A 19,300-nucleotide genomic window follows, 5' to 3' on the forward strand; every position below is an offset into this window, starting at 1 on the left:
TCATATGAAGCTTCCCGCTCCATTTCCCTTTTATCTCGAATGCGTAGCTTCCTCAGTCTAAAAAAAAACTGTCTAAAAAGTAATAACTATACCTTTAGACAGCTGATGTAATTCTTTATTATACTTGACTATTTTGATACTGTTTCTTCTGCTACAAGTTCTTGAATTCGCTTTAAAGCACCTGGCTCCATTTCTTCAACTGCCGTTCCAGCCTCTTCTAATGCCTTGGAATAGCGGAATTGATTAAAGGATTTTTCTGCTTCTCTTAAACGAGTATGCAATTTTGGATTTGTTGCACGATGACGATTACCATACTGAATAATACGTTCAATCAGCATTACATTTTCAATCAATTCATGCGCCTTCGCTTTTACATCCTCTACACAAAGTGTTGCGGCATTTAAATTGTTATGAACTGTTCCCATATTGAGTGGTACCTCTTGAAGGCTTTGCATAACTACATAAATATGCTCTGCTGCCTCATCTAGACGGGCATCCATCTCTTCAGGAACACCTGGAATATTAGCCTTATTCAATAGACGATCTGTTTCTTGTAATGTTTTCTTTAAGTTTTCTACTTGTGCACGAGCCTTGTTTTCATCAATTCGGAGCTTCTTCATCGTATTTGATAAATGACCTTGCTCTTCATGAATATTTTCAAGCTCTTCGCTAATTTCAATCAATTCTTCCTGCAAACTTGAGTATGCAGATTTTTCCTCTCTAACACGCATCGCTAATAAATCATAGCGACGTTGTAAAGCCTCTAATTGCTTTAATGCCGCTTTTGGAATTTCTGCATCTTTATCATTTAAACGATAGCTTTGCTGCACAAAGGTTGCTTCATCACTTACTAATCTTGTTGAACTAATTACATTAGTAATTGAGCTTAATAAACGATCACAATTTTGGTCAACATAATTTTTAGCAATAACTTCTTTTTCAAGTAGATCGTAAAAATGATCAATCTCTTCATTTATTTCAGCTACACGTGGTTTAACAACGGTTAAATTAAGCTCTGCTAATTCATTTTTTAATGTTGCAAATTCTTCATCAAATTTATCGAGCCCCTTAGTTAGCTCTAAATGCTGTAAATAGTAGGATTGCTCCTCCATTTCACGCTGGCCACTACGTAATTCCTGTACCGCTCCTGGTAGCTTTACTTGCAATTCAGTCAAAATTGTTGGGACATCATTAATATATTCAAATGTCTGTTGTGATTCTTGGTTCAATCCAATAACAATTTCTCGAGCTTGCAAATAATTCCCTTCGCTAGTAAGCACATCGAATTCCTCAAACTTTTGAACAAACATCTCCAGCTTTTTCTCCAGAGCCGGTAATGCTACACCAAATGAATGTTGGTGGGCTAACAATGTTTTACGTGCAGAGCGATAGTATTCTTTTAATTGTTCAATTTCAATACGATTTTTTTCTTCGCTGCCAATTAATTCATTTAGTTCTTCTAAGATTTTATCTTTATCTTGTTCACATTTTTGAATGTAATCTTCTATCTCACGTTCAATTAACGTTGCTTTCTTAAAACGAAGTCTATTGATTTGATCCTCTGCATCAAATAAAAGTGAATCAATTTTTGTCATATGTACATCGATGACTTCATCCCAGCTATTACGCCATCGTTCAAACATCTCTTCCGTTTCACCGTTCATGTTCAAAGATTTAACTTTTGAAATTTCCTCATTTATGGGATTGTTTTGTATTTGTGATTTTTCATTTTCAAGTTTAGCAATGATTGTTGTATGTTTTCGTCGCATCATAAATCCTACTATCGCTAAAATTAATAGTAGGATAACCGGAATGATGATATACTCCATCGTAAGCCTCCTATTCTACAATAAACGAATTGGCTAGTTGTATTTATTATATACTATGTTATCGCCTTTTGTACTAAAATTTGAGTGTTTTTTATGTATTTACGCCTTTCAAGAATAACACCTACTTAAATTTTGAACAATTTGCGCAAATAAAAGTGTTTGATTCAATAGCTAAAGGAGTGGTAATTTTATGAAATACGACGGCCATGTTCATAGTCCGTATTGTCCACATGGTACTTCTGATTCTTTTAAGCAATACATTGAAAAAGCAATTTCTCACAACTTTACAGATATTACCTTTACAGAACATGCACCATTACCTTTGAATTTTACTGACCCTACACCTCAGCAAGATAGTGGTATGAATCCGGAATTTTTAATGCCTTATTTTGAAGATTTACAGTGCCTTCAAAAGGAGTACGCACAAGACATTCGCATTCATATCGGTCTTGAGGTTGACTATATCCAAGGCTTTGAACAAGAAACTCGTCAATTTCTTGATACATATGGACACTTTTTAGATGATTCTATTTTATCAGTCCATTTTTTACAATGGCAAAATATCTTTGAATGCATAGACTTTTCTCCAGAAAGCTTTATGGCTTTTTCAAAAAAAGTGGGCTCTATTGAACAAGTGTATAATTTATATTACGATACCGTCCTACAATCCATTAAAGCAGATTTAGGGCAATACAAGCCTAAGCGCATTGGACATCCTTCACTTATTCACAAATTTCAATTAGCACATAAGATGAAAATTGATGATTCAACGCGGATTCGAGAAATTTTAGATTTAATGAAGGAAGAAGGCTATGAGCTAGATTTAAATAGCGCTGGTTTAAGTAAAACATATTGTCAGGAACCTTATCCACCATTTACCTTTATCGATTATAGTAAATCTATTGGGCTACCAATTGTTTTTGGTTCAGATGCTCATAGTGTTGCTGATTTACATCAACACTATAATGTTATATTTCCAAAATAAATAACTTGCAAACGAGGTGCTATTATGTTTACACAAATTAATTATGAAGGGCCAATTGCCGAGCAATATAATACATTAGCAAAACAGTTAGATGCCCTACTTACTGGAGAAAGCGATCGCATTGCTAATTTAAGCAACGCCTCTGCTTTACTTAATCAATTCCTGCCAAACATTAACTGGGTTGGTTTTTATGTATTACAGGGGGATGAACTTGTATTAGGGCCATTCCAAGGCTTACCTGCCTGCGTCAGAATACCAATTGGACGCGGAGTTTGTGGAACAGCTGTAGGCAATGCTGAAACAATAGTGGTAAAAGACGTACATGACTTCCCAGGGCATATTGCCTGTGATGCCGCATCCCAATCCGAAATTGTTATTCCCTTAATAAAAGAAGGACAGGTCATCGGTGTTCTTGATATCGACAGTCCAACCGTAAACCGCTTTTCAATGGAAGATCAAGCGGGGTTAGAGGTATTCGTAAAAACCTTACTTCTCCATTTATAAAAAAATACCCTGGAATGATTTATCGTCATTTCAGGGCATTTCAGCGCATAAGGCTTTCAAAATCAATTGTTTTCTTTCATTACATTATAAATTGTTTTGATACGATCGATCATGAATACAAAATCGATTTTTACCACTGTTTTTCGCTTCATAAAGCGCTGTATCTGCATGTAGGAAAACAGATTGAAATGCTGGATGGTACTGTTCGTCCCATGTTATGAGACCTGCTGAAATAGTCACCTGAGGATCTGTTGTATTTGGAATTATTGCAACGATTGTTGCTGCTAATTCGATTGCTTCTTTCTCATCAATATTCGGGATATACACAGACATTTCTTCTCCACCCCAGCGCGCACAAATGCCACGAGCTCCAATCGTTTCTTTTAACTGTACTGCAATTTGCTTAAGAATCTTATCACCAATTTGGTGACCATACGTATCATTAATGCGTTTGAAATTATCAATATCAATGAGTAAGAACATCCCTGATTGATCATTTTTAAGAGACTTTTCTACATACTGGTCTAAATAACTTCTTGCATACAATTTCGTTAAATGGTCCAAATCTACCATTTCTTGAAGTTGATTACGTAGTATTGAGTTTGCAATTGCTAAAGAAGAGTGATGGATTAACGATTGCATTAATTTAAAGCTATCAAATGAAAAGAAATATGGCTCCTTGTGTAACACAATACTAAAGCCATTAATTTTTTCTTCCATTAAAATCGGGATTGCCATAATTGAACGATATTCAATTTGATTAGGGGTTAATCGACTGAAATCAGCAATAAATAGTGGATCGTTGGTATGTTCAAAATGAAGTTCAACGTGTTTTATATATGTTTGACCCTTCTCTGCATTGAATAAAGCTGTACTAGCATCCGTCACTTTAAAGGTGTCATTATATTTAAAAGCGAAACAAACTTCCATTGGTTGAAAAGATTTCATTAACTGTTTTTGAAGGAAAAGTAACATTTCATTTATGTCAATCCTCATATTTAAACGATGCGATGTTTCATTGATGAGTTGTAAATCACTTACAAGGCGATGTGATTGATGATATAATTTTGCATTTTCTAGCGCATTTCCAGATGTCTGTGCTAGCATTCGTACAAAATCTTTTTCAGTCGTTGAAAAAAGATATGTTGTAGGTGCACTTACTTGTAAAATACCATAAATAGCTTGTCTTCCTTTTATAGGGGCGTTTAATAATCGACAATTCAAATCGCTTGCAAGCTCTGTCGTCAGCTCTCCTGAGACAAAAGCCTCAATTGTCGCAGGTCTTTCATATAAGTAATCAAATAGCTTAATATCGATAGTCGTACGGCGGTCTTGATCATTCGATAGTATAAGCTCCACATTAAACTCCGGGAAATTATCCTTAATATTTTTCAAGACATTTTCTAAAATTAAATCAATATCCATAGTGGAATGAAATAAATCTGTCATATTGTACAATTTTCTAAATTGGTCTTCATTCACTTTTACTTCAAAATTTTCTCTAATGTTCTGAAAAAACTTCGTAAGCGTTTCGACAAACTTTTCCCCGTAATCCGAAGTCATAAAGTCTGTCCAAGCATCGGTTGCCTCGACGAGTAGCACAGCAATTGGATTTTTGCCTTCTGCTTGGAAAAGCACCATATCTGTCATCATCGTATAGGCTTCTTTTTCTTTTAATATATAAGGGACTTTTACCAACTTCTGTTGATAAAAGCTAGCTTCAATCATTAACCATGACACAGCATTTAGTTTTGTTTCAATTGTTAAAGCAGCCATTTCTTCAACAGGTATTAAAGAATTACCTTCAAAACCAAGAAATGCCGTTTTTACAATTCCAAAGCGCTTCTTTAGACACTGTTCTAATGAGTAAAAATACTCACTAAAACCGGTTTGTTCCTTAGAACTCACCCAAATGCTCAAAACATCTGATTTTATATATTTTAGCGTTTGTAAATGGTCTGTCATGAAATCACCTTTTCTATATAACGTCCAAATCAATTACTATTAACTTATAGTATAGTATACATAATTTGTGTCATTTTGACTATGTTATTCTATTTTACTTTTACGTTTTACATTTCACACTGTATCATTAACTATTACTAAATATCGAAATATGTATATGGAGGAAATTTTTACTATTATACCTTTTTCAAAAATAGTTAGTCTAATAATTGACGTCTATGTAATAAGCAGTTACAATTGATTTTGTGTAAAATAAACGCAGCAGTAGTATGAGCTTATTACTGTATTTTATTCCTCTATTTTATTTAGTATAACTAAACAGATTCTAAACAAATAGATGGTGTATTGCGTAACCTAACGGCTGCATAGGCGAAAATACATGAAAATAAAATGCGTATAAGAATGGGTACTACTGGTTTTTGTTTTACAACAAAAAAACCAAATTTAAAGGAGGAGACAACAATATGTCTCGTTATACAGGTCCATCTTGGAAATTATCACGTCGTCTTGGTATCTCACTAAGCGGTACAGGTAAAGAAATCGAAAAACGCCCTTACGCACCAGGTCAACACGGTCCAAACCAACGTAAAAAATTATCAGAATACGGTTTACAACTTCAAGAAAAACAAAAACTTCGTCACATGTACGGCATGAACGAACGTCAATTCCGTACTCTATTCGACCGCGCTGGTAAAATGAAAGGTGTTCACGGTGAAAACTTCATGGTTCTTCTTGAAACTCGCCTTGACAACCTAGTTTACCGTTTAGGTTTATCTCGTACTCGTCGTGGATCTCGTCAATTAGTAAACCACGGCCACATCTTAGTAGATGGCAAACGCGTTGATATTCCTTCATACAGCGTAAAACCAGGTCAAACGATTTCTCTTCGTGAAAAATCTCAAAACCTTGCTGTAGTAGCAGAAGCAATCGAAGTAAACAACTTCGTACCTGACTACTTAACATTTGATGCTGACAAAAAAGAAGGTACATTCACTCGCCTTCCAGAGCGTTCTGAATTATCAGCTGAAATCAACGAAGCATTCATCGTAGAGTACTACTCTCGTTAATTAAATTGCTCTGCAAAGAGTAGTTTAGAAAACCCTAGAAAGCCTTTTATATCAAGGCTCTCTAGGGTTTTTGCTTTTTATTGACAATGCACAATATTACGGGGGTTTCTTCTTTAATGATGTAAAAATTTAACATCCTCACAAAATGAAAAGCAGCCATAATTTTTGTAGCTGCTCTGATTAAGTCAAATACACGATTAATATTAAAAATCACCCATCCAGAGTGGTCTTATTATGGATTATTTAACCAACCCCCCCGTCATAAGTAGAATACTTCACAAATTTCAATAAGTCTCACCCAACTTATCATTTACTTTTAATTTTAAGGGCTTTAGCGAATACATAACCCGTTAATCCTAGTGACGCACTAATAACATAGCATTTATAATTATCTTTTTGTAAGTCTTGTTCGAATTCATTCGTATTATCGCACCAAATCGGCCAAGCATATAAATTATAGTTCTCAAATTGTTCCCTGTTCTCTACCAAAAAATGAATTCAAATCAGCTTCATCAATATCAAACAAAATACTTCCCGCCATTACATGATGAAAATCATGTGCTAAATAATTCTCGAATGTAACGGTTACAATTTCACCTGCCACCGTTTCGATATCTAAAATCAATTCACTTTCTAGAAAATTTACTGAGTACCCAATTATTACACCATCGTGAATAGATATTGTAATGGCTCCCCATAAAATGCTGCGTTGTTTGAAAAAGAAATAATAATTGCCTATAGCAAACCCCTTGATATTTTACTAAAGTACGATATCTAATAAATTAGTAACTTCTGTAAGAATATATGACCATTCTTCGGCTTTGGGGTCAATCACCTTAAAGTGCTCAGCGGATGGGATTTCCACCATTTTTACCTGATCCTCAGAAGCATCTGCTTCACGTTTGTAGTTATAACTAATTCCGATTGGCACACTAATGTCGAGCGAACCGTGAATAAGAACTTGTGGAACTTGAAGGGGTAATAACTGAATTGGAGAAGCTTGCTCATAACGCTCTGGAACCTCTTTGGGTGACCCGCCTACCAAATCAGATACAGGATAGTTATTTGCTATACCGAATTCAGATAGACGTAAACGGTGAACATCATCCATGAGTGCAAGGTTGTTAACCCCTGCTAAGCTTATCGATCCTTTAAGAGAAAGTGGTTGTACAGTAGTTCTTAAAACACTATTTTCTGGTAGTTTTTCACGACCTGCTAACCATAAAGCTAGATGCCCTCCTGCAGAATGCCCAATAGTAATAACCCTGCTTAAATCAAGATGATTTTCTTCTGCTATTTGTTGTAAATAATCGGCTGCATTTGCAACATCAATAAATGTACCCGGCCATCCTCCACCCTCATCTCCAACACGACGGAATTCAATGTTCCAAGTAGCTATTCCTCTTGACGCCAAATCTATTGCTACAGGTTCTATAATATCAAGGTTCCAAACATTTTTCCAAAATCCACCATGAATGACAATCGCAACAGGAAAAGGACCCTCTCCTTCAGGGAGACGGAGATCCGCAAACTGCAGTTGATTTTTTCCATAAGTGAATCGTTTATTTCGTATACTCATAAGAGCACCTCCAAGTTTTTCTAGACTTTTTCATTTCAGTCCTAAACTTAGTTTAAGGTCACCTAAAAAATAATATAAAGCAAATAGCTATAGGCAAGATGACCAGAAATGGGAGAAGAAATGCATTTTTTCGTTTTAACAAGGTACTTTAATATAATACCCCCGTTATGATTTCATAAACTATGATCATACTTAATAACATAAATAAAATGAATGTTTTTGATAGGTGGTATAAGCAGCATTTACTTATGGTGACAATGACGCAACTACAGGTGCTAGTAACAGTGCTAGACACAGGCAGTTTTACAAAAGCTGTACAAACTTTAAATATGACCCAGCCGGCTGTCAGTCATGCCATATTAAATTTAGAGACAGATAGGGATCAAAAAAGGCTTGAATCTAACGAACATTGGAGAACGTGTGATATTCCATATTAGAGCTATTTAGGATAAGCGACAGCTACAAATGTTTTCTGTAGCGAAAGCGCAGCGACAGCTACAATTACGCAAAGGCGAAATTGATTCATCGCTAAAACTTTCAAATTTTAACGATAGCTATTGTAGTTGATTTTGATACAATTTCCCTCTCCAGCTTCTTTCGTTTAGTTCGCAATAAAAGCCCTACCATTAGGTAAAGAATTGTAGTAATAATACCCGCCGTTGGAGAAACAAGAAATTCTTTTCCCTGAGCAATTTTGATATATCCATCAAGAATAAGTGGATTCACAAGCGCATCTTCTGTCATATGCATAAGGACAAGTGGCCAAATACTTTTCGTCATTAAATAAATTTCTGTATACATTACTGTCCAGCAAATCATTGTCACAATACCTATCAACGCAAATAGCCACCTATCTACAGGAAGTACACTGAAGATATCCCTTTCTGATAAGAACACTAAAAAATACGGGATATGCCACGCTCCCCAAACACCGCCAACAATAAAATACAACCAAAAACCATTTATTTTTAACGATGAAAGTTTACTCGTTAAATAACCTCTCCAAACCGATTCCTCAAAAAAGTTTTTAACAAATTGAAGCAGTAAACCACCAGCAAAAACTGAAACTAAAGCATCTATATTGAAATCTGAAAAATCCATCCATCCAAATATATAGCTTAATAACAAAACTATAGAAGTGATGACAGGATAGACTAGGAGCGAGACAATATACCATTTTATGTTGCCTCTCAAATTAGGTAATAAGCTTATATCTCGCCAGCCATCTCCAGCAAAGACACGTAACAGTATAGTTGTCAGCAGCGGAAATACTAGCCAAATGCCCATCCCAAGCGTGTCACCTTTAGGCTGTTCAGGGATGAAGCGATCTACAAAAACACCAAGCCAACCACAAAGCAAAACAACAACAATAAAGATTATTAAGTTGCGTTTAGTCTTCATTTTCAATCCCCCTCCCTGTTTTCAAGAATTGAAATAACCCACATTGTATTGGGACAAGGAGTTTCGGGATGTAGTGCAATGTATTGTGCGATTCCTTGAATAGCACACCAAAATGCTACCGCAAGTGCTTCAGCATTTCCCTGTTTAATTTCACCTAGCAATTGCCCCTTCTCTATTAATGGAATACTCTTTTTTATTAATTTATCTGCTTCCGTAAGCATTTCTTTTAAATCTTCCGACAAGGAATCAAGATGTTGTGCATTCTCCATTAGCACAAACATTTTTGCAGCAGACGGGTTTGTACGAATCATGTCAAACAAATCCTCAGCAGCCGCTGTAAAAATTGCCAATGGCGATTCATTCATAAAATTAATATCCATCTTAAGTCTTTCACACCCTATGCGTATTAGCTCTTCATATAGCTTTTCCTTAGAATCAAAATAATGGAAAAGTAATCCCATGCTCATATCGGCAGCTTTAGCAATATCAGCAACTTTTGTTTCACCATACCCCTTCCTAATAAACAAATCCAATGCAGATTGTAAAATTAAAGCTCTTCGTTGCTCTTTTTGTTCATGTCTAATCGACATTTTCCCCACCCTTTCATTGAAAATATTTTCATTGAAATTATATTCAACAAAATTGTAAATATCAATGAAAAGTGCCCTGAAAATAAAAACTTTAATAAGTTTTCATTCCCGTTTGTAAATATCTATAAAAAAGGAACCTTTTATCTTTATGGCAGTCTAAATAGAAAATATCGGAATAAAGGAGGAAATAATGGAGGTTTCTGAACTTACTGTGATGGTTTTAATTTATAGTGGGATCATGATTTTTTTCTTAGTACCCTTTAAAAGGCATCAAAACCAGCCAATTAAGCGTCCAATTACTTTTAAAGAAAGTCTACAGCATATCACTTTTCACAAAAAGGCTTTACTAACTCTCCTTTTATCAAGCTTTTTGTTAGTAGCTATTTGGTTCGGATATGATCAGGAGGTATATCATTTTAATGCTCACAGTGGTTATCCTCCAATCAGTTCAAATTCAAAGGCAATTTTCTATATGTGCGCATTACTCGGATATACGGTCATTCTTTATGTAGCTCTAGCATTATGGATTTCCTTAAACAATTTAAGAAGGAGGGTCGATTAATTTTAAATATCCCTATAAAGTATGACTATTTTTTGTACTTTAAAATAGTAATTACGCAATTAAAAAACAACATAATCACTACTATTATATTAAAAACAAATATCAGTTATTTACTATTCAACAATCTTTTAAAATAGAACACATTTCCCAAAAATATATTTTACTTTTATAGGAAAACAATTTCCAAAACATCTTCAATTCAACACTCTTAGACAATTCAACCTTTCATCATATCAAAAACCTATCTATCTTTTTTGTAAAATAATAACATGATTAAAATTAACAATTTTAATAAAAATACGAGTTGAACTTTTACAAGGAATAGAATACTATGAATTTCGAAAGGTGGTTCGCCATCATTCAAGCAATAACAATTATTTTAAAGGGGTTGGAATTATGTCAGACGTTCTAAAGCAATTTGTTATGCCGAAAACAAACTTATTTGGACCTGGAGCAATTCAAGAAGTTGGTAAACGCTTAAATGATTTAGAAGTGAAAAAGACATTAATCGTAACAGATGAGGGCTTACACAAACTAGGTCTCTCTGAACAAATTGCTAACATCATTATTGCTGCTGGAATTGATGTAGCAATTTTCCCAAAAGCAGAACCAAATCCAACAGATCAAAACATTGAAGATGGGATTACAGTGTATCATGCTGAAAACTGTGATTCGATCGTTTCTCTTGGAGGAGGTAGCGCACACGATGCAGCGAAAGGTATCGGACTTATTGCTTCGAATGGTGGACGCATTCATGATTACGAGGGCGTTGACAAATCACAAAACCCATTGGTGCCATTAATTGCTATTAACACAACTGCTGGTACAGCAAGTGAAATGACTCGCTTCACGATTATCACGGATACAGCTCGTAAAGTGAAGATGGCTATTGTGGACAAACATGTTACTCCACTACTATCGATTAATGACCCAGAGCTAATGATTGGCTTACCTCCTGCTCTAACGGCGGCTACTGGTTTAGATGCATTAACACATGCAATCGAATCATTTGTGTCGACAAACGCAACACCAATTACTGATGCATGTGCAGAAAAGGTACTTCAGCTAGTTCCAGAATATTTACCACGTGCCTATGCAAACGGTGCAGATTTAGAAGCACGTGAGCAAATGGTTTACGCACAATTTTTAGCAGGTATGGCGTTTAATAACGCTTCACTTGGCTACGTACATGCAATTGCTCATCAATTAGGTGGTTTCTATAATCTACCACATGGTGTATGTAATGCTATTTTATTGCCCCATGTTTGCCGCTTCAACTTAACAGCACGTACTGAGCGTTTTGCAAAAATCGCTGAATTGTTAGGTGAAAACGTTGAAGGATTAAGTAAACGTGATGCTGCTGAGAAAGCAATTGTAGCAATTGAAAATCTTTCTAGCGATTTGAACATTCCAAGTGGCTTCCGCGAACTAGGTGCGAAGGATGAGGATATTGAAATCTTAGCGAAAAATGCAATGTTAGATGTATGTGCTGCAACAAACCCACGTAAAGCAACGTTAGAAGACATTAAACAAATTATTACAAATGCGATGGGCCCTGTAGCGAAAAAAGAAGAATCACTCGAAGCTATCGCAATTTCTTAATAAGTAATCAGAAGGCATGTCTCTTGGCATGCCTTTTTTTATTGAGGAAAATATTCTGTCATTGTATGTGACTCCAACACTCGCTATACTTTTCTTAAAAAGAATTGGAGATAAGAAGATGCGTTTAATCTCAATTTGTCCTAGTAATACCGAGCTCGTTGCTTATTTAGGCCTGACTGATCAACTTGTTGGTGTCGATGATTTTTCGGATTGGCCATTAGCAGTAAAAAACTTACCTCAGCTTGGCCCAGATTTATCAATTGATATGGATGCATTAGAGGCATTGCAGCCTGATCTTGTACTCGCATCCTTAAGTGTCCCTGGCATGGAAAAAAATATTGAAGCATTACAAGCTAGAAATATTCCCCATATTGTTTTTAATGCTAATTCATTAGAGGAAATCGCACAGGATCTCCATACTTTAGGTAAAGCCTGTGGAGTTGAAGGGCGTGCAAAAAATATTTCTGAGGAATATTTACAAGGTATCGATCGTCTTCGCACAGTTGCTGAAACAATTCCTAAAAAACCTACTCTCTATTGGGAATGGTGGCCAAACCCTATCTTTACGCCAGGTAAAATAAATTGGCTAACTGAAATTAGTGCCATTGCTGGCGGGCAAAATCTGTTTCAAGATGTAGAACTAGCAAGCGTGCAAACTGATTGGTCCGATGTAGTAAGGCGCGACCCAGACTATATTATGTTGGCTTGGGTAGGAGTTGCCTTTGAGCGTATTCAACCAGCAAATTTATTAAAGCGTACACATGCGCAGGAGCTTCAAGCCGTTAAAATGAAACAGCTTCACGTAATGGAGGAATGGCTTTATTGTCGCCCATCACCACGCCTCATAGAGGGCGCATTAAAGCTTGCGAATTTGCTTCACCCAGAAGAATATAAGCAAATAAAGCTTCCTAGCTTTTTAGATAGTTAAAAGAAATGGTCAATGAAGTCTTTGTTAATATTGTAGCGCTATAAATGAGAGTGATTTCCGTCCCAAGCTACTCGCTTTCGCACAGGTAAAGCATTGCTGGTGTTTCGTTTTATAACTATAACATGCCAGAAGATACATGCTATGTGAAATGGTTGATTGGAGTGGAGGCTGGGCGACTCCTCGGGGATCAGCGATATAGAGGAACGCGAGTGAAGCGGCTCATCGGACGCCCCCAGGAAAGCGCCGAGCCGGAACGGAAAATCAACCCCTCATTTTGCCGAAGAGCCATACTTTATTTGCATCTTATTTTCATTAACACAATCGTTTTTCAACAAAGCAAAACATCCCCTCAAATTTCGAGGGGATGTTTGACATGTTTGTTAGGATTAAACAAACTTCACCATATGGTATTTTTTCTTGCCGCGACGAACAATGCTGAATGCATCTTCTAAACGATCTTTGCCGTCGATTACATATTCTAATTCAGTGACTTTTTCACCGTTCACGCTAATCGCACCATTTGTTACGTCTTCACGAGCTTGACGTTTTGAAGGTGAAATACCCGCTTCCACTAATAAGTCCACAATGTTTTTATCTTCTTTCGCCAATTCAATAGAAGGAACATCTTTAAACGCATCCTTCATTTCATCAGCAGAAAGTGCTTTTAAGTCTCCAGAGAATAAAGCAGCTGTAATGCGGATTGCTTGGTCTAATGCTTCTTGACCATGAATTAAGCGAGTCATTTCTTCAGCTAGTGCTTTTTGCGCCTTACGTACATGTGGTTCCTCTTCTACAGATACTGCTAAAGCTTCAATTTCTTCACGAGAAAGGAATGTGAAGATTTTTAAGTATTTTACAACATCAGCATCCGCAGCATTAATCCAGAATTGGTAGAACTCGTATGGAGATGTTTTCTTACTATCTAACCATACCGCACCACCCGCTGTTTTACCAAATTTCGTACCGTCTGCTTTCGTTACTAACGGAATTGTGATACCAAAAGCTTTTGTCTCTTCCTCATGTGTTTTACGAATAACTTCTAAACCAGTTGTAATATTCCCCCACTGATCAGAGCCACCTACTTGAATGCGACAGTTGTAGTTGTTGTATAAATGATTGTAATCAATACCTTGAATTAATGTGTACGCAAACTCAGTAAATGAAATCCCTGTATCAAGGCGTGATGCAATTGTATCCTTTGCTAACATGTAGTTCACGTTAATTAATTTCCCATAATCACGTAAAAACTCAATCGTATTTATATTGCCGATCCAGTCACGGTTATTAACTAACTGAGCACCATTTCCATCTTCTGCAAAATCAAAAATACGCTCTAATTGACTACGGATACCTTGAACATTTTTATCAATTTGCTCAACTGTTTGTAATTGGCGTTCTTCAGAGCGCCCAGATGGATCTCCAATCATACCAGTCGCACCACCAACTAACAAAATCGGACGGTGACCTGCTTTTTGGAATCGACGTAGCGTTAAAAGAGGTACAATATGCCCAATATGCATAGAATCCGCAGTTGGATCAACGCCACAGTATAAAGATACAGATTGTTCATCTAATAATTTTGTCATACCTTCAGCATCAGTTTGTTGGTATAACAATCCGCGCCATTCTAAGTCTTGTAATAATTCGTTCGTCATTTTTATTCCTCCTAAGTGTTTAATATTTCGTGTAGGGAGAATTATTTTAAAAACAAAAAAGTCCCTACACGCAAAACATTGCATGCAGGGACGTTAATATCTAACGCGGTACCACCCGGCTTGAAGATGTCATCCATCTTCCTCTTCGTTCAACCGCCTTTATCGCAGGCGCGCACGTCTAAGCTCCAAACACGTAATTCGTCTCTACATTATGACCAGCTTTCACCAACCGCTGGCTCTCTAAACAGGGAATATAGACACTACTGCAAGCTCTTCATCACTAGAAAACTATAAGCATTATTCTATACGATTCTTTTTCATTGTCAATAACTATGTTCGACCTAAATCAATATGTGCTATAATAAACAAGATTTTAGGAGGTCGATACATTGAAAGATTGGATTGAGAAAATCAATGCAAAGATCGATGAATTAATTCAACAAAAATGGATGAAGAAATTACGTATTTCAGGAAGTGTTACCTGGAACTTATTTTTACTATTTTTAGTCTTTGCATTGGTAGGTACTGTATTTGCCGGTTCAGTTGGCGCTGGCTATTTTGCGTCACTTGTAAAAGAAGAGCCACTACGCTCAAAGCAAGAATTACGAAATGAAATTTTCAACTACGATTCAACAAGTGAGATTTATTTTGCCAACGATATTTATATCGGAAAATTACGTACAGATTTAGACCGTCGAGCAACAACATTAAACAATATCGCACCTGATGTTATTAATGCGGTATTAGCGACAGAGGACGAGTATTTCCGTGAACATAACGGAATAGTTCCGAAAGCCGTCATCCGCGGGCTACTTCAAGACGTCACAAACTCTTCCACTCAAACTGGTGGTTCTACACTAACACAACAACTTATAAAAAACCAAGTATTAACAAACGAAGTATCTTACGAGCGAAAAGCAAAAGAACTTTTACTTGCTATGCGTTTAGAGCACTTTATGAAAAAGGAAGAAATTTTAGAGGCCTATTTAAACATAATTCCTTATGGTCGTAACTCTTCCGGTCGAAACATTGCAGGAGTTGAAACAGCTGCTGAAGGTATTTTCAATGTAAAAGCAAAGGATTTAACGCTTCCTCAAGCAGCGTATATAGCTGGTATTCCTCAAGCACCTTTTACTTACACACCTTTTACAAATACGGGTGCACTTAAAAGTAAAGAAGCTCTTCAACAGGGTATTGATCGTATGAAAACTGTACTTTATCGCATGAAAGACGCAGGTTACATTAACGAAGCTCAATATAAAGAAGCACTCGCTTATGATATTACTGCTGACTTCCGTTCACCTGAGATGCGCTCGGAGGATCGCTACCCATGGCTAACATATGAGCTTGAAAGTCGCGCGACAGAAATTATTGCTGAAAAACTAGCAGTAGCAGATGGTATTGATCCAGAACGCTTAAAAAATGAAAAAAAATTAAAAGATAAGTATACGATCCTAGCAGATCGTGATGTCCGCTCAAAAGGTTACCGCATCTATTCAACTATAAATAAAGATATGTACGATTCGATGCAAAAAGCAGCGGAAAACTTCAAAAATTATGGTCATACTTACACCGTTAAAGACAAGGATCCTGTAACAGGGGAAGAAGTGGATGCTGAAATGCCTGTACAGGTCGGCAGTATTTTAATTGAAAATAATACTGGACGTATTTTAAGCTTTGTCGGCGGTCGTGACTTTGAATTAAAAAATTATAACTATGCTACACAGGCAAAACGCTCAAATGGCTCAACAATGAAGCCATTACTCGTATATGCACCTGCAATAGAATACGGTGCAATCGGTGCAGGTAGTCCCTTAGTCGACGTAAAATTCTCTGTTGGCCGTTGGAGTCCGAGCAACTATATTACTAGTGATGAACGAGGACTTATACCTGCACGTGAAGCATTAGCTAGTTCACAAAACTTATCTGCTTTACGTCTATATTATGATATTCTTAACAGACGTCCTGCCGATTATTTAGTAAAAATGGGGATCTCAACCTTACAACCTGATGACTTTACAAACCTTGCAGCTGGGATTGGGGGAGTAAAAGATGGTATTACTGTTGAAGAGAACACCAATGCCTATGCAACCTTCGCAAACGGCGGACAATTCGTTGACGCTTACATGATTGATAGAATTGAAGACCAAAACGGAAATATCATCTATAAACACGAAGTTAAACCTGAACAAGTGTTTAGTCCTGAAACTTCTTATATCGTTACAGATATGTTACGAGATGTGCTAACAAAAGGAACAGGTACAGTTGCAAGAAATTCACTTAAATTCTCTGCTGACTTTGCTGCTAAGACAGGTACTTCACAAAATTATAAAGACGTTTGGCTAGTTGGCTATAACCCGAATGTTTCTCTTGGTGTATGGATGGGTTATGATAACAATCAATCACTGTATACATTTAATAATACGTATCAGCAGCCTAGTGTGCGAATTAACAAGCTATGGGGAACATTAATGAATTCTGTGTATGATGTCGATCCACAATTAATTGCCCCTAAAACTAGATTTAAGCAACCGAAAAACGTTGTCACTGCATCATTCTGTGGTATTTCGGGTCTAGCACCTTCAGCAGCATGTGCTAATGCTGGTCTCGTACGCTCTGATTTGTTTAACGCGAAAGTATTTTTACCTTCGCAGCCTGATGATAGCTTAGCTTCCTCAAAGGTTGTTACGATTAAAGGTAAAACGTATAATGCACTCCCTAGCACACCACCAGAATTTGTTAAACCAGGTGGTGCAGGTATTAATCAAGCATTTATTAAACGAATGTTAGGCAGACTTGGCGGTAATCCAGCCAGCCTATTACCAAAAAATTCGACATTATCGAATTCATCGGTATCAGCTGTTGATTTCCCGGCAGATCACAATTCGCCAGCAGCAGTAACTGCTTCAATTAATGGCAATACATTGTCTTGGACTGGCTCTTCAAATGATGTTGTCGGTTATCGAATATATAAAGTAACAAATGGTGGTAGAACTCTTGTCGGATCAGTGCCTGAGTCATCACAAAGTATGACGGTAGCAAGTGGTCAAGCCTATGTTGTTGTCGCTGTCGATATTACAGGTTTAACTTCATCGCAATCTAATGTCGCTTCTACTGGTGGGAGTGCGAATGAAAAACAACCTGAAAAAGACAAGGAAGAAAAAGTTCCACCAACTACTCCGCCTACTAACGGCGAAGACTCAAACCATAACGGAAACGGTTCGGAAAATGGCAATGGGTCAGATGGTAGTAACGGGAACGGCTCAAACAACGGAAATGGCTCGAATAACGGCAATGGTTCTGGAAATAACGGAAACGGCTCAAATAACGGCAATGGTTCTGGAAATAACGGAAACGGCTCGAATAACGGCAATGGTTCCGGAAATAACGGAAACGGCTCGAATAACGGCAGTGGTTCCGGAAATAACGGAAACGGCTCGAATAACGGCAGTGGTTCCGGAAATAGCGGAAATGGCTCTAACGGAGGAAACAACGGAAATACAACTCCACCGACTAATCCACCACCTACCCAATAATAAACAGGCATACTACAAAGTAATTGTAGTATGCCTGTTTTTTTGTCATTATAAAGGGGACTACTAATTTGAAGGGATGGAAATAATTGAACATTTTAGTTTTAGGAGGCACTCGTTTTTTTGGTAAAAAGCTTGTTGAACTCTATCTTCAAAATGGGCATAACGTAACTATTTTAACACGTGGACAAAGTGGAAATCCTTTTAGCACAAAGGTGAAGCAGCTAATTGTTAATCGAGATGATGCCGATTCGTTGTCACAGGCACTATCAGGTACAACATGGGATATTGTCTATGATAATATTTGCTATTCTCCTAACGAAGCTCATAAAATATGTGGAATTTTGGAAGGTAAAACGAAAAAGCTCGTTTTCACATCTACTCTATCCACCTACGAACTAGACGGCATTGTCAAAACTGAAGAAGATTTTAATCCATATGATTATGAAGTTCGGATGGGGAATCGTGAAGATTTTTCATATGGTGAAGGTAAGCGTCAAGCAGAGGCAGTACTTTTCAAAGAGGCCACATTCCCAGTCGTCGCTGTACGTTTCCCGATCGTTATGGGGGAGAACGACTATACACGCCGTTTACATTTTCATGTTGAACGAATTTTACAGGACCAACCTATTTCATTACCAAATATTGAAGCAAAGATGAGCTTTATTACAGATGACGAAGCAGCTGCATTTTTATATTTTGCTGGCATTACACCAATTGAAGGACCTTATAATGCAACAGCTGCAGGTGCAATTTCGTTAAAAGATTTGCTGGGGCTTATTGAAGAAACGACCGGAAAGTCTGCAAAAATTTCTCTGGTAGGTGGCGATGAAATGTCGCAGTCACCGTATGGGGTTCCAGCTGATTGGTATATGTCAACTACAAAGGCAGAAGCTGCAGGCTTTACATTTACTCAACTTCATAATTGGCTCCCTACTTTAGTGAAAACATTAGTAAAAGAGTTACAATAAGATATTACTAAAATACCCAAAAGTTGAGGATGACATTTTTTAAAACTTAAGTTATGTATATAAGTTGATTTCCGCTCCGGCTGGGCGCTTTGTTGTTGCTGTCGCTACGCTTTCGCACAGAGCAAAGCT

Annotated in this window: 16 protein-coding genes and 1 other annotated feature; of the genes, 9 read left to right on the plus strand and 7 right to left on the minus strand. The window is 37.0% G+C overall.

The genetic code is table 11. The features are described from left to right. Positions 1–128: 128 nt before the first annotated feature. Positions 129–1,829, minus strand: coding sequence for a septation ring formation regulator EzrA (gene ezrA / locus ACYQ73_RS15710; RefSeq protein ID WP_460013354.1), 1,701 nt, complete (start codon positions 1,827–1,829; stop codon positions 129–131). A gap of 190 nt (positions 1,830–2,019) precedes the next feature. Between ezrA and hisJ the strand changes: the two genes are divergently transcribed. Both hisJ and ACYQ73_RS15720 read left to right on the plus strand, forming a co-directional pair. After that, positions 2,020–2,814: a histidinol-phosphatase HisJ gene (hisJ, locus tag ACYQ73_RS15715; protein ID WP_460013355.1), complete on the plus strand. Its 795-nt coding sequence runs from the start codon at positions 2,020–2,022 to the stop codon at positions 2,812–2,814. Between the two features lie 24 nt (positions 2,815–2,838). Continuing rightward, a complete protein-coding gene (locus ACYQ73_RS15720) occupies positions 2,839–3,318 on the plus strand; it encodes a GAF domain-containing protein (protein ID WP_460013356.1) in 480 nt (159 codons plus the stop codon). An 84-nt stretch (positions 3,319–3,402) separates the two neighbouring features. Here ACYQ73_RS15720 and ACYQ73_RS15725 read toward each other — a convergent pair whose 3' ends face one another. Then, a complete protein-coding gene (locus tag ACYQ73_RS15725; RefSeq protein ID WP_460013357.1) occupies positions 3,403–5,283 on the minus strand; it encodes a sensor domain-containing diguanylate cyclase in 1,881 nt (626 codons plus the stop codon). 464 nt (positions 5,284–5,747) lie between these two features. Between ACYQ73_RS15725 and rpsD the strand changes: the two genes are divergently transcribed. Then, entirely contained in the window at positions 5,748–6,350 is a 603-nt protein-coding gene (rpsD, locus tag ACYQ73_RS15730) for a 30S ribosomal protein S4 (RefSeq protein WP_370075739.1), read from the plus strand. 463 nt (positions 6,351–6,813) lie between these two features. On the opposite strand, the gene ACYQ73_RS15735 is transcribed toward rpsD, so the two are convergent. After that, a complete protein-coding gene (locus tag ACYQ73_RS15735) occupies positions 6,814–6,975 on the minus strand; it encodes a hypothetical protein (RefSeq protein WP_460013358.1) in 162 nt (53 codons plus the stop codon). Positions 6,976–7,110: 135 nt separating this feature from the next. Then, positions 7,111–7,929, minus strand: coding sequence for an alpha/beta hydrolase family protein (locus tag ACYQ73_RS15740; protein WP_460013359.1), 819 nt, complete (start codon positions 7,927–7,929; stop codon positions 7,111–7,113). Between the two features lie 209 nt (positions 7,930–8,138). Here ACYQ73_RS15740 and ACYQ73_RS15745 point away from each other — a divergent pair, with 209 nt between their 5' ends. After that, the gene (locus ACYQ73_RS15745) at positions 8,139–8,366 is read left to right on the plus strand and encodes a helix-turn-helix domain-containing protein (RefSeq protein WP_460013360.1); all 228 of its coding nucleotides are present in this window, start codon (positions 8,139–8,141) and stop codon (positions 8,364–8,366) included. Positions 8,367–8,466: 100 nt separating this feature from the next. Here ACYQ73_RS15745 and ACYQ73_RS15750 read toward each other — a convergent pair whose 3' ends face one another. Next, positions 8,467–9,330 carry a CPBP family glutamic-type intramembrane protease gene (locus ACYQ73_RS15750; RefSeq protein WP_460013361.1) on the minus strand — a complete coding sequence of 288 codons (864 nt, stop codon included), beginning with the start codon at positions 9,328–9,330 and terminating at the stop codon, positions 8,467–8,469. 2 nt (positions 9,331–9,332) lie between these two features. Then, the gene (locus tag ACYQ73_RS15755; protein WP_460013362.1) at positions 9,333–9,920 is read right to left on the minus strand and encodes a TetR/AcrR family transcriptional regulator; all 588 of its coding nucleotides are present in this window, start codon (positions 9,918–9,920) and stop codon (positions 9,333–9,335) included. Between the two features lie 190 nt (positions 9,921–10,110). Here ACYQ73_RS15755 and ACYQ73_RS15760 point away from each other — a divergent pair, with 190 nt between their 5' ends. The 3 genes from ACYQ73_RS15760 to ACYQ73_RS15770 all read left to right on the plus strand — a co-directional run bounded on the left by ACYQ73_RS15760 (position 10,111) and on the right by ACYQ73_RS15770 (position 13,012). Beyond that, positions 10,111–10,482, plus strand: coding sequence for a hypothetical protein (locus tag ACYQ73_RS15760; RefSeq protein WP_460013363.1), 372 nt, complete (start codon positions 10,111–10,113; stop codon positions 10,480–10,482). A gap of 396 nt (positions 10,483–10,878) precedes the next feature. Further along, positions 10,879–12,084 carry an iron-containing alcohol dehydrogenase gene (locus ACYQ73_RS15765; RefSeq protein ID WP_460013364.1) on the plus strand — a complete coding sequence of 402 codons (1,206 nt, stop codon included), beginning with the start codon at positions 10,879–10,881 and terminating at the stop codon, positions 12,082–12,084. A 118-nt stretch (positions 12,085–12,202) separates the two neighbouring features. Next, a complete protein-coding gene (locus ACYQ73_RS15770) occupies positions 12,203–13,012 on the plus strand; it encodes a cobalamin-binding protein (RefSeq protein WP_460013365.1) in 810 nt (269 codons plus the stop codon). A gap of 386 nt (positions 13,013–13,398) precedes the next feature. On the opposite strand, the gene tyrS is transcribed toward ACYQ73_RS15770, so the two are convergent. Further along, on the minus strand, positions 13,399–14,667 hold the full coding sequence (gene tyrS / locus ACYQ73_RS15775) for a tyrosine--tRNA ligase (RefSeq protein WP_460013366.1): 1,269 nt from the start codon (positions 14,665–14,667) through the stop codon (positions 13,399–13,401). Between the two features lie 83 nt (positions 14,668–14,750). After that, positions 14,751–14,954, minus strand: a binding site (T-box leader). Positions 14,955–15,056: 102 nt separating this feature from the next. Between tyrS and ACYQ73_RS15780 the strand changes: the two genes are divergently transcribed. Beyond that, entirely contained in the window at positions 15,057–18,203 is a 3,147-nt protein-coding gene (locus ACYQ73_RS15780) for a transglycosylase domain-containing protein (protein ID WP_460013367.1), read from the plus strand. Between the two features lie 86 nt (positions 18,204–18,289). Then, complete coding sequence (locus ACYQ73_RS15785; RefSeq protein WP_460013368.1) at positions 18,290–19,171, plus strand: NAD-dependent epimerase/dehydratase family protein; 882 nt, start codon at positions 18,290–18,292, stop codon at positions 19,169–19,171. Positions 19,172–19,300 lie beyond the last annotated feature (129 nt).

It is taken from the genome of Lysinibacillus sp. CTST325 (assembly GCF_054665055.1).

Excerpts from the sequence above, each read along its gene's own strand:
- ezrA (WP_460013354.1), bottom strand. The coding sequence starts at position 1,829 with ATGGAGTATATCATCATTCCGGTTATCCTACTATTAATTTTAGCGATA.
- hisJ (WP_460013355.1), top strand. The coding sequence starts at position 2,020 with ATGAAATACGACGGCCATGTTCATAGTCCGTATTGTCCACATGGTACT.
- ACYQ73_RS15720 (WP_460013356.1), top strand. The coding sequence starts at position 2,839 with ATGTTTACACAAATTAATTATGAAGGGCCAATTGCCGAGCAATATAAT.
- ACYQ73_RS15725 (WP_460013357.1), bottom strand. The coding sequence starts at position 5,283 with ATGACAGACCATTTACAAACGCTAAAATATATAAAATCAGATGTTTTG.
- rpsD (WP_370075739.1), top strand. The coding sequence starts at position 5,748 with ATGTCTCGTTATACAGGTCCATCTTGGAAATTATCACGTCGTCTTGGT.
- ACYQ73_RS15740 (WP_460013359.1), bottom strand. The coding sequence starts at position 7,929 with ATGAGTATACGAAATAAACGATTCACTTATGGAAAAAATCAACTGCAG.
- ACYQ73_RS15745 (WP_460013360.1), top strand. The coding sequence starts at position 8,139 with ATGAATGTTTTTGATAGGTGGTATAAGCAGCATTTACTTATGGTGACA.
- ACYQ73_RS15750 (WP_460013361.1), bottom strand. The coding sequence starts at position 9,330 with ATGAAGACTAAACGCAACTTAATAATCTTTATTGTTGTTGTTTTGCTT.
- ACYQ73_RS15755 (WP_460013362.1), bottom strand. The coding sequence starts at position 9,920 with ATGTCGATTAGACATGAACAAAAAGAGCAACGAAGAGCTTTAATTTTA.
- ACYQ73_RS15760 (WP_460013363.1), top strand. The coding sequence starts at position 10,111 with ATGGAGGTTTCTGAACTTACTGTGATGGTTTTAATTTATAGTGGGATC.
- ACYQ73_RS15765 (WP_460013364.1), top strand. The coding sequence starts at position 10,879 with ATGTCAGACGTTCTAAAGCAATTTGTTATGCCGAAAACAAACTTATTT.
- ACYQ73_RS15770 (WP_460013365.1), top strand. The coding sequence starts at position 12,203 with ATGCGTTTAATCTCAATTTGTCCTAGTAATACCGAGCTCGTTGCTTAT.
- tyrS (WP_460013366.1), bottom strand. The coding sequence starts at position 14,667 with ATGACGAACGAATTATTACAAGACTTAGAATGGCGCGGATTGTTATAC.